11 protein-coding genes are annotated in these 12005 nt (G+C 70.8%); 4 read left to right on the plus strand and 7 right to left on the minus strand.

Annotation, left to right across the window (positions count from 1 at the left end):
• Nucleotides 1–5: 5 nt before the first annotated feature.
• Nucleotides 6–1253: a winged helix-turn-helix domain-containing protein gene (locus ACXAHD_RS06015; RefSeq protein WP_281553986.1), complete on the minus strand. Its 1248-nt coding sequence runs from the start codon at nucleotides 1251–1253 to the stop codon at nucleotides 6–8.
• A gap of 173 nt (nucleotides 1254–1426) precedes the next feature.
• Between ACXAHD_RS06015 and ACXAHD_RS06020 the strand changes: the two genes are divergently transcribed.
• A complete protein-coding gene (locus tag ACXAHD_RS06020) occupies nucleotides 1427–1705 on the plus strand; it encodes a YggT family protein (protein WP_281553985.1) in 279 nt (92 codons plus the stop codon).
• Nucleotides 1706–1712: 7 nt separating this feature from the next.
• Here ACXAHD_RS06020 and ACXAHD_RS06025 read toward each other — a convergent pair whose 3' ends face one another.
• Entirely contained in the window at nucleotides 1713–2177 is a 465-nt protein-coding gene (locus ACXAHD_RS06025) for a MaoC family dehydratase (protein WP_281553984.1), read from the minus strand.
• 117 nt (nucleotides 2178–2294) lie between these two features.
• Here ACXAHD_RS06025 and ACXAHD_RS06030 point away from each other — a divergent pair, with 117 nt between their 5' ends.
• Nucleotides 2295–2870, plus strand: coding sequence for an N-acetyltransferase family protein (locus tag ACXAHD_RS06030; RefSeq protein ID WP_475049060.1), 576 nt, complete (start codon nucleotides 2295–2297; stop codon nucleotides 2868–2870).
• 15 nt (nucleotides 2871–2885) lie between these two features.
• Here the strand turns inward: ACXAHD_RS06030 and ACXAHD_RS06035 are convergent, their stop codons facing one another.
• Complete coding sequence (locus tag ACXAHD_RS06035) at nucleotides 2886–4136, minus strand: helix-turn-helix domain-containing protein (RefSeq protein ID WP_475049063.1); 1251 nt, start codon at nucleotides 4134–4136, stop codon at nucleotides 2886–2888.
• Between the two features lie 363 nt (nucleotides 4137–4499).
• On the opposite strand from ACXAHD_RS06035, the gene ACXAHD_RS06040 reads away from it, so the two are divergent.
• A complete protein-coding gene (locus ACXAHD_RS06040; RefSeq protein ID WP_289212501.1) occupies nucleotides 4500–5225 on the plus strand; it encodes a GNAT family N-acetyltransferase in 726 nt (241 codons plus the stop codon).
• Here ACXAHD_RS06040 and ACXAHD_RS06045 read toward each other — a convergent pair.
• Nucleotides 5212–6456 (minus strand): glycosyltransferase 87 family protein, encoded by a 1245-nt coding sequence (locus ACXAHD_RS06045; RefSeq protein ID WP_348650127.1) that lies wholly within the window; start codon nucleotides 6454–6456, stop codon nucleotides 5212–5214. The genes ACXAHD_RS06040 and ACXAHD_RS06045 overlap by 14 nt on opposite strands.
• Before the next feature lie 31 nt (nucleotides 6457–6487).
• Here ACXAHD_RS06045 and ACXAHD_RS06050 point away from each other — a divergent pair, with 31 nt between their 5' ends.
• Complete coding sequence (locus tag ACXAHD_RS06050) at nucleotides 6488–7069, plus strand: GNAT family N-acetyltransferase (RefSeq protein ID WP_281553980.1); 582 nt, start codon at nucleotides 6488–6490, stop codon at nucleotides 7067–7069.
• Nucleotides 7070–7143: 74 nt separating this feature from the next.
• On the opposite strand, the gene dapB is transcribed toward ACXAHD_RS06050, so the two are convergent.
• The 3 genes from dapB to ACXAHD_RS06065 all read right to left on the minus strand — a co-directional run bounded on the left by dapB (nucleotide 7144) and on the right by ACXAHD_RS06065 (nucleotide 11726).
• Entirely contained in the window at nucleotides 7144–7908 is a 765-nt protein-coding gene (gene dapB, locus ACXAHD_RS06055; protein WP_281555504.1) for a 4-hydroxy-tetrahydrodipicolinate reductase, read from the minus strand.
• Between the two features lie 93 nt (nucleotides 7909–8001).
• The gene (locus ACXAHD_RS06060; protein WP_281553979.1) at nucleotides 8002–9369 is read right to left on the minus strand and encodes a M16 family metallopeptidase; all 1368 of its coding nucleotides are present in this window, start codon (nucleotides 9367–9369) and stop codon (nucleotides 8002–8004) included.
• A gap of 11 nt (nucleotides 9370–9380) precedes the next feature.
• Nucleotides 9381–11726 (minus strand): polyribonucleotide nucleotidyltransferase, encoded by a 2346-nt coding sequence (locus ACXAHD_RS06065; RefSeq protein WP_281553978.1) that lies wholly within the window; start codon nucleotides 11724–11726, stop codon nucleotides 9381–9383.
• Nucleotides 11727–12005: the final 279 nt, after the last annotated feature.

Below are 12005 nucleotides of genomic sequence, written 5' to 3' on the forward strand. Positions count from 1 at the left end.
CCAGGTCAACCAATGGCCACGCCGCGCGAACCGGCGGCGGGCAACGCCCGGGTCAGCGGGCCGGCCAGGTCGCCGGTGGCCGGTGTCGCGACCTCGGACAGGCCGAGCCAGCCGGCCAGCCGGGTCAGCTCGCCGGCCAGGGCAGTCGCGGTCTGCCCCGGATCGGTGGTGGCGTCCGGCACCGGCCAGGCGGCCGGCACCCGCAGCACCCCGGCGGCCCGGTCCGCCTTGAGGTCGACCAGCGCGGTCAGCCGGTCGCCTTCGAGAAACGGCAGTACGTAGTAGCCGTGCACCCGCTGCGCGGCCGGTACGTAAATCTCGATCCGGTACCGCAGCCCGAACAGCCGCTCGGTGCGGGCCCGCTCCCAGACCACCGGGTCGAACGGGCTGAGCAGCGTGGCGGCCCGGATCCAGCGCGGCAACCGGGCCTGGTGGTGCAGGTAGGCGGGCTGCGACCAGCCCTGCACTCGGACCGGCCGCAGGATGCCGTCGGCGACCAGGTCGGCGACGACCGGCCGGACCGCCGCCGCCGACAGCCGGAAGTAGTCACGCAGCTCCGGCTCGGCGGCCACGCCGAGGCAACGGGCGGCGATCTCGACCAGCTGCCGGTGCGCCTGTGCCTCGGTCGGCGTCGGCGCGGCGACAACCCGGGGCGGCAGCACCCGCTCCGGCACGTCGTAGCGGCGTGCGAAGGTGCTGGTCCGCCCGGCGGAGCTGATCTCCCCGGCCCAGAACAGGTACTCCAGGGCGGTCTTGACCGCCGACCAGTTCCACCCCCAGTTGCCACTCGGCCGCATCGTGTCCTGCTCGAGCTGCGCGGCGGTCGCCGGGCCGCGGGCGCGAACCTCGGCGAGCACCCGGTCGACCAGCTCCGGCTGTTCGACGGCGATACGTCGGATGCCGCCCCAGGCGTCGTCGCGGGCGCGGGCCATCCGCCAGCGCAGCGCCGGCTGCAGATCGACCGGGATCAACGACGCCTCGTGGCCCCAGTACTCGAACAGCTCCCGAGGGGCATGCCCGGCGGCCCGGTCCAGCAGGTCGGTCGGGTACGGACCGAGCCGGCTGTACAGCGGCAGGTAGTGGGCGCGCTGTAGGACGTTGACCGAGTCGATCTGGATCAGGCCGACCCTGTCCAGCACCCGGCGCAGGTGCCGACGGTTCGCCACCTTAATCGGCACGGGGTCGGTGAAGCCCTGAGCGGCGAGCGCGATCCGGCGGGCCTGGGCGAGCGAGAGACTGTCTGGTAAGGGCATCGCCACGCAAGTTACCGCCCGGGTACGACATTGACGGCGGCACCGGAGGACCCGGCAGCCGGGCGCGGCCGATCTTCGCCGATCGGACCCGTCCGCCGCGGCGATTCTCAGCGACCACACACGATCGCCGGGCATAGTGGAACGCTCACCGGTCGTCCTGGAGGTCTGCCCCGATGGGTCCCCTGTTCGCACTTCTGAGTCTGCTGCTCCTGGTCTTCCAGTTGCTGCTCATCGCCCGCGCGATCCTCGACTGGAGCACCGTGCTGGCCGGGCCGAGCCCGCGTGACTCGCTCCGCTCCCGCGTCACCGCCGCCCTGCACGCGGTGACCGAGCCGGTGCTGGCCCCGGTCCGGCGGGTGCTGCCGCCGCTACGCGTCGGCGGCGCCGCAATCGATCTCTCCTTCATCGTCGTCTTCGTCGCCATCGCGCTGATCCGGGCGCTGCTGCCGTGACCGGTGGTCAGCGCGGTGCAGTCACCAGCAGCCGGCTGATGGTCTCGGCGACGCAGACCGGCCGGTCGCCGGAGTCGGCGGTGAGGGTCACCGCCATGACCGCCTGTACACCGCCGACGACCGGCTCCACCGAGGCGATGGCGGCCTCGGCCCGTACGGCGGAACCGGTACGCAACGGAGCCGGGAACCGAACCCTGTCGAGCCCGTAGTTGATCCTCGCCCGTACCCCGTCCACCCGGTACAGCCGGCGCATCAGTGCCGGGACAAGGGAGACGGTGAGAAACCCGTGGGCGACCGTGCCGCCGTACGGGCCGTCGGCCGCCCGCTGCGGGTCGGTGTGAATCCACTGATGGTCGTCGGTGGCCTCGGCGAACATGTCGACCCGGTGCTGGTCGACCGGCAACCAGTCGCCTGGCCCCAGCGACTCGCCCACGGCTCTGGCCAGATCGTCGACGGAGGCGAAGACTCTCATCCCGTCAGTCTCCCAACCGGTTCACACACGCGCGACGCGCGGCGGGGCCGGCCGGTCCATTCGACACCCGGCCGGTGCTACTAGACGTCGGTTGTGAAACAGGATAGAAATCCCCATATGCCAGAAGTCAGGCAGGAGACTCCGGAGGACGCCGACGCGATCGCCGGGATCCACGTGCGCGCGTGGCAGGCCGGCTACGCGGGCCTGATCCCCGTGGACGTGCTCGACCGGCTCAACGTCGCCGCCTGGGCGCAGCGCCGCCGCGACGTCGGCACCGCCGACTCTGAGCACCCGTTCCGCACCCTGGTCGCCACCGAAGGCGAGCAGATCGTCGGGTTCAGCACCTTCGGCCCGTACCGGATCGACCAGGACCGGGACCTGCTCGATCCGACATACGGCGAGATCGTCAGCATGTACGTCGACCCCGTCCACTGGGGCACCGGGGTCGGTCGGCTCCTGTTCACCGCATCGATCGCCGGGATGACCGGGCAGGGCTGGCGCACGATGCGACTGTGGGTGCTCGACGGCAACCAGCGGGCCCGGCGGTTCTACCAGGCGGCCGGGCTGCGCCCGGACGGGGAACGCAGCGTCTACCAGGTGCCCCGCCCACCCGGGCAGACCCCGGTCGGGCTCGACGAGGTGCGCTACCTGGCCCGGATCGCCGGCGACCGGATCCTCACCCTGGCCAGCTGACATGTGATCGGAAGTTCAATCCGAGCTACGTGACTTCAGCGAAGGCACGGATTTCGGCTCGCAATTGTTCGGCCTTCCAAGTGCCGGCAAATCGCTTGGTATCTCGGCCATGCGTCCGACACGTTTGTGGATCCACGAGATGCGGCGCTCTGGTGGAAGATCGAGTACTGGGCGAACAGCGGCCGCAGCCTCGTCCAGCTTACCGACCTTCAGGTAGGCGGTGGCCTGATAAACGCGCGCCAGCGCTTCGTCGTCTAGCGATCGACCCTCCTCCGGACCGTTCTCCCACAGCCGAATCGCCTCCGACGCTTCTCGGGCTGCCCGATCTGCGTCTGAGGCTTCAACCAGCCAGATCAGGCTGCTGCCGGCATAATAGTGCTGTTTGGCCTCACTGAAGTCGAATATCCCGCGCTCCGAGGCTCTTGGGATCAACTTCTCCCGCTCATGTTGCACTTGGTCGAGGGCCCGGTTGCTGCCTGCCGAGTCCCCAAGGTTCGCCTTGCACTGGGCGTACCCACATATCAGGCGAAGTCTGCTCGCACTGGTAGCTGAGTGCGCGAGCCCATCCGTGACGGACGCGAGAGCTTGGCTATAGTTGCCGTCGAATCTGGCTATGAGACTCTGGGTTCCCCGCACCCAGGCTCGGAGCTCACGATCACCTGAATTTTCTGCACAGACCAGCGCCGCATCTGCATGCGTCATCGCTACCGCCGAGTCCCCCAAATCGAGAGCGGCGTACGCAAGCACCCCTTGAAGGCGGCCAGCTATCTGATACAGGTCGGCCAACTCATTCGGCCGGTACTGGCGGCTTCGTAGGCGGCGCAGGACATCGCCTCGTAACTCTACAGCGGAATGCAGCATCGGCGCAGGAGCGGTGCCGAGGTATGCAGTCGAGAGCCGGGTCGTAGCTTGCTCCAGATCGGTCAGATCCATGGAATCTTCCACGGCTGCAATCATCTTTAGCGAGTCTTTGGTTGAGGCGGTCAGCATCCGCCCCGTCACCAGAGCCTTTCGTCGCTCCTCCGCTGTGTCTCGCCACGCTGCCACCAGGAAACCATTAGCACCTAGTGCCCGGTCGGCAAGTTCGGCGAACTGCCGTTCAGGAAACTTGTCGCCCTGTTCCACCTTTCCGATGTAGCCGCGATTGAACCGTATCCGTTCGCCAAGATCCCGAAGCGACCACTCGCGACCGACCCGACGTGCTCGCAGCACACCACCGAAGTGAGGCGGGTTGCTCTCATCGGCAACTCCTGGCTGTGATGTCATCGCGCCTCCCCGCTGTCGCCCATCGCTGCCTACAGCCGTCAGGCGACAGGTTACCCCTACAGGTTCAGGTCGGCATCGTCCAGCGTGGGTTTGGCGCAGGCGGATGACCATGTCGTTGATCAATAATTTCAACGTTCGACGCCATGATGCTCGCTCGTGCTGTACGTGCAATCGCTGTGCTGAAGTCGATCAAGTGGCCGTTGGAGGAGCGTTGTGGATTTTCGCCCGACGGCAACTACGGCAACTGCTCACACCCGTACCGCCGGGGGTCGATCAGCTGGTGCGACACCTGGCCGCCACCGACCGACGAAGCCGGCACAGCCAGCACGGCCGACGGAGCCGGCACGGCCGACAGGGCCGGCGGTGACCGCGACCGCCGGCCCCGCCGGCACGGTGCGGGTGCGGCGGGCCGGGGTGGACGACGTACCGCGCCTGGCCCGGGTGCTGGTTGACGCGTTCGTCGACACCCCCGACGCCCGCTGGCTGATCCCCGGCACGGCACGGCGGCGGGACGTCTACCAGCGGCTCTGCCCCGGCCTGCTGGCCCAGGCGATGACCGACGGCACCGTCCACACGACGATCGACCGGGCCGCAGCGGCGCTGTGGCTGCCGTACCCGATCGCCCACACCACCACCGACCGGCAGACCGCCCGGCTACGACGCATCACCGGCCGCCACGCCGACCGGTTCCTCCAACTCGCCGGCCTGCTGCACACCCACGCCCCGCGCCAACCACACACCTACCTGGCGTACCTCGGGGTGGCGCCACACCGGCAGCGCAATGGCATCGGCGGCGCGCTACTACGTCACCGACACCAGATCTGCGATACCGCCGGCATCGCCAGCTACCTCGTCGCCACCAGCCCCGCCGCCCGCGACCTCTACCTACGCCACGGCTACCGACCCACCACCCGACACCCGCTGGCGTTACCCGACAACGGCCCGCCGCTGTGGCCGATGTGGCGGCAGCCGCAGCCGGCCAGCCCAACCACCGGCACCGCCGCACGATGGCCCGGCATCCGGCGTCGAGGTGAGGCTGACGCACGTAAAGACGCAAAGATGACGTGCGTCAGCCTCACCTCGACGTGATCGGTCGACCGGCGGCCGGTGCCGGCCAGCGGGCGGACGGGTCCAGCTCACGCACCGGCAGGAACAGCAGGAGCCCCAGGCTCACCCACACGTACGCGTTGCTGCCGACGAAGCCGGCCACGTTCGCGGCGTCGGATTCGCGCCAGATCCACACCAGCCGGCTGATCAGCAGCAGATAGCCGACCACGGCGAAGCCAAGCAACGCCCGCCGCCGCCGGCTGCCCCGCGCCGCGGGCAGCCCGTTGTCCACCAGCAGGATCAGCGCCGGCAGCAACCACACCAGGTGATGCACCCAGGTGACCGGGCTGACCAGGCAGCCGACCACGCCGGTCAACGCCAGCCCGGTCGCCTCGTCACCGGCTGCGACAGCGCGGCGGCACCGCCACGCCCACCAGATCAGGGTGACCAGCACCAGCACCAGCCAGGCGACGGTGCTCGGATGCAGCGGATCGATCCGGGCGACGACCCCGCGCAGCGACTGGTTGGAGACGAAGTCCAACGCACCTACCCGGTCGGTGTTCCACAGCGCCTGCGTCCAGAACTCCCGGGACGCGTCCGGGGCGACCGCCGCCGCGACCAGGGTCGCCACGGTCGCCGTACCGGCGGCGGTGACCGCCGCCCGCCACCGCCGGGTGACCAGCAGGTAGACGATAAAGATGCCAGGGGTCAGCTTGATCGCCGTCGCCAGACCGACCCCGACTCCGGCGAACCGGCGCCACCGCTGCGGCACCGGCGACCCGGCCGCGACCAGCCACAGCAGGTCGGCCGCGACCAGGACCAGCAGCAGCGTGTTGACCTGGCCGAAGTTCACCGTCTCGCGCATCGGCTCGTACGCGGCCACCAGGCAGGCAGCGACCGCGAAGGCGAACCAGCGGGTCCAGCCCTCGCGGCGGGAGATCGGGTCGACCAGCCACCACAGCACCAGCGCGCTGGTCACCACGGCGAGCGTCACGCTCACCACGATCGCCAGATGCCACGGCAGGACCGCCATCGGCGACATCACCAGCGCCGCGAACGGCGGGTAGGTGAACCCGTACTGGCTGAACGGCTTCATGTGATCGTAGAGTTCGCCGCCGTCGCGCAGCCAGTGGTGCATCGCCCCGTAGTAGACCTTGAGGTCGAAGAAGCCGTGCCGTTCGGCGGCGACGGCGAGGAAGGCCGCGACGACGACCGCGAGTACCGCGACGATCGCCACCCGCCGACCGGTGCCCCCGGCGGCCCGCTGCGGCATGACCTCGCCCCTGTCCGTACGCTGACCACTCATGGCGCTCGGATATGTCCGTCCTGCCCGACCGGGCGACGCTGGTGAGATTGCCCGCATCCAGTTGACCACCTGGCGGGTCGCCTACCGGCGACTGCTGCCCCGCCAGGCGCTCGACGAGGTGGACGAGGGCTGGCTGGCGCAGCGGTGGGACGCTGCGATCAACGATCCGCCGTCGCAGCGGCACCGGGTGCTCGTCGCCGTCGAGCAGGCCGAGCAATCCTATCTGGTGGGCTTCACCGCGTCCGGCCCGACCGACGAGCAGGCCCTGGCTCCCGAGGAACCGGCCGGGGCGCTCGGTGACCGGATCGCCGCCGTCACCGACCTGCTGGTCGAGCCGCGCTGGGGCCGGCGGGGACACGGCAGCCGACTGCTCGCCGCCGCCGTGGACCTGTGGCGCACCGACGGCTTCGACACCGCGCTCGCCTGGGCGTACGAACGGGACCCGGCGACCCGCAAGTTCCTCGGCTCGGCCGGCTGGGAGCCGGACGGGGCGACGCGGGCGTTGGACGTGGCCGACATGCTGGTCCCGCAGCTACGGCTGCACGTGGCGGTCCCACCGGCGGCTGCCGCGGAGCAGTGACCCGGCCCGCCGCACGACCCGACAGGGCCCGGCAGCAGGACCCACCAGAGTCCGGCAACAGGACCCGGTAAAGCTCAGTCGAGCAGGCTGTCCAACCCGACGGTCAGCCCGGGACGGCGCGTCACGGCCCGTACCGCCAGTAGCACCCCCGGCATGAACGACGCCCGGTCGTAGGAGTCGTGCCGGATCGTCAGGGTCTCCCCCGCCGTGCCGAACAGTACCTCCTGGTGTGCGACCAGGCCGGCCGCCCGTACCGAGTGCACCCGGATCCCGTCGATGTCAGCGCCCCGCGCGCCCGGCACCTCGGCGGTGGTGGCGTCCGGCATCTCAGCCGACCCGGCGGCGGCCCGGGCCGTCGCGATCACCCGCGCGGTGTGTCCTGCGGTGCCGCTGGGCGCGTCCACCTTGGCCGGGTGGTGCTGCTCGATGATCTCGACGGACTCGAAGTGCCGTGCCGCCTTCGCCGCGAACTGCATCATAAGCACCGCGCCGATGCCGAAGTTGGGGGCGATCACCACGCCGACCTCGGGCTTGTCGGACAGCCAGGAGCGGACCAGGTCGAGGCGCTGATCGGTGAACCCGCTGGTCCCGACGACCACGTTGATCCCCTGGTCGATGCACCAGCGCAAGTTGTCCAGCACCGCGTCTGGGTTGGTGAAGTCGACGACCACCTCTGCGGCGGCGTCCGAGGCGTCGGACAACCGGTCACCCTCGTCGATCGTGGCGACAAGTGCGAGACCGTCGGCCCCCTCGACCGCTCTGCAGACCTGCACGCCCATCCGGCCGCGGGCTCCGAGCACGCCGACCCGGACCGGCCCGGCGGACGACCGGGCGGCCACTGCGGAGCCGCCCGGAGGGACTGTCACATTCGTACCGTCTTCGCTCACCGGCACAACCTATCCCACCGGCGGAGACAACGGTCCGGCCAGCGCCTACCCCACCGGCGAGGGCTGCGCGCCGGCTAACATCGTGGACTCCACCGGGCCGATCACCGCCAGGGACATCGGCCGGGTGAGCAGCTCGGCGGCGACCGCGCCGACCTGTTCGGCGGTCACCGCCGCCACCCGTGCGAGAAGCTGGTCCACGGTCAACTGCTCGCCGTAGAGCAGCTCCCCCTTGGCCAGCCGACCCATCCGGGATCCGGTGTCCTCCAGGCCCAGCACGTACCCGCCGCGGCTCATGCCCTTGCCCCGGGCCAGCTCGTCGGAGCTCAGCCCGTGCTCGACGACCGCCGCCAGCTCCGCCCGGACCAGCTCCAGCACCTCGTCGACCCGGCTCGGCGCACAACCGGCGTAGACGGCGAACGTCCCGCCGTCGGCGTACTGGCTGGCGTACGAGTAGACCGAGTAGGCGAGCCCTCGGCGTTCCCGTACCTCCTGGAACAGCCGGCTGGACATCCCGCCGCCGAGGACGTTGTTCAGCACGCCGAGCGCGAACCGACGGTTGTCGCCGCGGCTGATACCCGGGCCGCCGAGCACCAGATGGGCCTGCTCGGTCTCTTTATGGCGCACCATCACTCGGGGCCGACGGGCGCGTACCGCCGGGGTGGCCGGGCGCAGCGGCGCCGGAGCACCGGGCCGTTCGGCGTCCAACGGGCTGCCCCGCAGCGCGGCCCGTACCTGGCGGACCACCGCCCGATGGTCGAGGTTGCCGGCGGCAGCGATCACCATCGCCCCGGGCGTGTAGCGGCGCCGGTAGAAGTCGTGGATCTGCCGGCGGGTCAACGCCGAGATCGTTGCCTCGGTGCCGGAGATCAGCCGGCCGAGCGGATGCGGGCCGAAGACGGCCTCGGCGAGCAGGTCGTGAACCTCGTCGTCGGGCTCGTCGTCGTGCATGGCGATCTCTTCGAGGATCACGCCACGTTCGGTCTCCACGTCGGCCGGGTCGATCACCGAGTTGGCCACCAGGTCACAGACGACGTCGACGGCCAGCGGCAGGTCCTCGTCGAGCACCCGGGCGTAGTAGCAGGTGTACTCCTTGGTGGTGAACGCGTTGGTCTCGCCGCCAACAGCCTCGATCTGCGACGAGATATCCCACGCGGTACGCCGCTGCGTCCCCTTGAACAGCAGGTGTTCTAGGAAGTGCGAGGCCCCGGAGCGGGCCGGGGTCTCGTCGCGCGAGCCTACCCCGACCCACACGCCGAACGACACACTGCGCATCGCCGGAATCGCCTCGGTGATCACCCGCAGCCCGTTGGGCAGCACGGTACGGCGTACCGTACCGCCCAACGGGTCGGCGGTGAGTGTCCGGGTCACCGGCCGGGACAGGCCCCTGCCGGTGACCGGTTCGGTCCTGGCCATCTTGGCCGGCGTCAGCTGTGCCGGTTACGTCGGCGGCGCTCGCCGCCCTCGCCACCGTCGCCCCGGCTGGGGCCCCGGTCGCCACGGTCCCGGTCCCCGCGATCGCGCGGCCCCCGGTCACCACGGTCGCGGCCACCGGGACGCTCGCCGCCGTCGGACGCGGCCGGCGCCTCGGCGCCCTCCGGGCGGACCTTGTCCAGGTAGATCTTGCCGCGGGCGTCGATGTCGGCGATTTGCACCTCGACCTTGTCGCCGACGTTGAGGTGGTCCTCGACCCGCTCGACCCGCTTGCCGTCGCCCACCTTGGAGATGTGCAGCAGTCCGTCGCGGCCGGGCAGCAGCGAGATGAACGCGCCGAACGCGGCGGTCTTGACGACCGTGCCGAGGAACTTGTCGCCGGCCTTCGGCAGCGTCGGGTTGGCGATCGCGTTGATCCGCTCGACGGCGGCTTCGGCGGCCGGCCCGTTGGTGGCGCCGACGTAGATGGTGCCGTCGTCCTCGATCGAGATGTCCGCGCCGGTCTCGTCCTGGATCGCGTTGATGGTCTGGCCCTTCGGGCCGATCACCATGCCGATCTTGTCGACCGGGATCTTCACCGTGGTCACCCGCGGGGCGTGCTCGCTCATCGCGGCCGGCCCCTCGATCGCCTGGCGCATCACCTCGAGGATGGTCATCCGGGCCTCGCGGGCCTGCTGCAGGGCACCGGCGAGCACGTCCGACGGGATGCCGTCGAGCTTGGTGTCCAACTGCAACGCGGTGACGAACTCTGGAGTGCCGGCCACCTTGAAGTCCATGTCGCCGAACGCGTCCTCGGCGCCGAGGATGTCGGTCAGCGTGACGTACCGGGTCTGCCCGTCGACCTCGTCGGAGATCAGGCCCATCGCAATCCCGGCCACCGGGGCCTTCATCGGCACCCCGGCCGACAGCAGCGACAGCGTGGAGGCGCAGACCGAGCCCATGCTCGTCGACCCGTTGGAGCCGAGCGCCTCGGAGACCTGACGGATCGCGTACGGGAACTCCTCGCGGGTCGGCAGCACCGGCACCAGGGCCCGCTCGGCGAGCGCGCCGTGACCGATCTCCCGCCGCTTCGGCGAGCCGACCCGGCCGGTCTCGCCGGTGGAGTACGGCGGGAAGTTGTAGTTGTGCATGTAGCGCTTGGACTTCTCCGGGGAGAGGGTGTCCAGCGTCTGCTCCAGCCGCAGCATGTTCAGCGTGCTGACCCCGAGGATCTGCGTCTCGCCGCGCTCGAACAGCGCCGAGCCGTGCACCCGGGGCAGCACCCCGACCTCGGCGGTCAGCGGTCGGATGTCCCGTGGGCCGCGGCCGTCGATGCGTACCTGCTCGCGGAGCACCCGGGCCCGGACCTCGGACTTGGTCAACGACCGGAAGGCCGCGCCGATCTCCTTCTCCCGGCCCTCAAAGCGCTCGACGAGCTCGCCGGCGACCTTGTCCTTGATCCGGTCCAGCGCGTCCTCACGCTCCGCCTTGGAGGCGATCTTCAACGCCTCGGCGACCTCGTCGCGGCCGGCGGCCACGACCGCGTCGTAGACGTCGTCGCCGTAGTCGAGGAAGACCGGGAAGTCGGCGACCGGCTTCGCCGCCACCTCGGCCAGCTCGCTCTGCGCCCGGCACAGCTCGCGGATGGTCGGCTTGGCCGCCTCCAGCCCGCTGGCCACCACGTCCTCGGTGGGGGCGGTGGCGCCGCCGGCGATCAGCCCCACCGCGTGCGGCGTGGCCTCAGCCTCGACCATCATGATCGCCACGTCGCCGTCCGGCAGGGCCCGGCCGGCGACCACCATGTCGAAGGTGGCCCGGGACAGCTCGTCCAGGGTCGGGAAGGCCACCCACGCGCCGTCGACGTGGGCGACGCGGGTCGCCCCGATCGGCCCGGAGAACGGCAGGCCGGACAGCTTGGTGGACATCGACGCCGCGTTGATCGCGATCACGTCGTACGGGTGGGCCGGGTCCAGCGCCAGCACGGTGGCCACCACCTGGACCTCGTTGCGCAGGCCCTTGGCGAACGTCGGGCGCAGCGGCCGGTCGGTCAGCCGGCAGGTGAGGATCGCCTCCTCGCTCGGCCGACCCTCGCGGCGGAAGAACGAGCCGGGGATTCGCCCGGCGGCGTACATCCGCTCCTCGACGTCGACGGTGAGCGGGAAGAAGTCGAGGTGCTCACGCGGCTGTTTGCTGGCGGTGGTCGCGGAGAGCACCACGGTGTCGCCCAGCTGGGCGATCACCGAGCCGGCGGCCTGGCGGGCCAGCCGTCCGGCGGAGAAGGTGACCTCGCGGGTGCCGAAAGCTCCGTTGTCGATCACGGCGGTGCTGCGTTGGGTGCCGAGATTGTGCTGCTCGGTCATGGTAATGTCGCGCTCCTTTACGCGTCGTGGGGCCACGACCTCGGGGAGCTACTCAACCGGCCGGTCATCGATCGAAGCGCCCGGGGGAGCCGGCGTCGTGGCCGGCTGGCCCGGGGGCCACTACCGAGGACCGGTACGTTGACCGGCTCCCGTCGACGGGTGGGTCGTGGTGCCCGGTGTCGGATGATGGTGGTGGGGGGGGGGGGGGGGGGGGGGGGGGGGGGGGGGGGGGGGGGGGGGGGGGGGGGGGGGGGGGGGGGGGGGGGGGGGGGGGGGGGG

The sequence above is a fragment of the Micromonospora sp. ABR4_055 genome (genome assembly GCF_056160425.1).

Coding starts and splice junctions, on each gene's coding strand:
- ACXAHD_RS06025 (WP_281553984.1), bottom strand. CDS start 2,177: ATGAGAGTCTTCGCCTCCGTCGACGATCTGGCCAGAGCCGTGGGCGAG.
- ACXAHD_RS06065 (WP_281553978.1), bottom strand. CDS start 11,726: ATGACCGAGCAGCACAATCTCGGCACCCAACGCAGCACCGCCGTGATC.
- ACXAHD_RS06050 (WP_281553980.1), top strand. CDS start 6,488: ATGGCGCTCGGATATGTCCGTCCTGCCCGACCGGGCGACGCTGGTGAG.
- ACXAHD_RS06035 (WP_475049063.1), bottom strand. CDS start 4,136: ATGACATCACAGCCAGGAGTTGCCGATGAGAGCAACCCGCCTCACTTC.
- ACXAHD_RS06030 (WP_475049060.1), top strand. CDS start 2,295: ATGCCAGAAGTCAGGCAGGAGACTCCGGAGGACGCCGACGCGATCGCC.
- ACXAHD_RS06020 (WP_281553985.1), top strand. CDS start 1,427: ATGGGTCCCCTGTTCGCACTTCTGAGTCTGCTGCTCCTGGTCTTCCAG.
- ACXAHD_RS06045 (WP_348650127.1), bottom strand. CDS start 6,456: ATGCCGCAGCGGGCCGCCGGGGGCACCGGTCGGCGGGTGGCGATCGTC.
- ACXAHD_RS06060 (WP_281553979.1), bottom strand. CDS start 9,369: ATGGCCAGGACCGAACCGGTCACCGGCAGGGGCCTGTCCCGGCCGGTG.
- ACXAHD_RS06015 (WP_281553986.1), bottom strand. CDS start 1,253: ATGCCCTTACCAGACAGTCTCTCGCTCGCCCAGGCCCGCCGGATCGCG.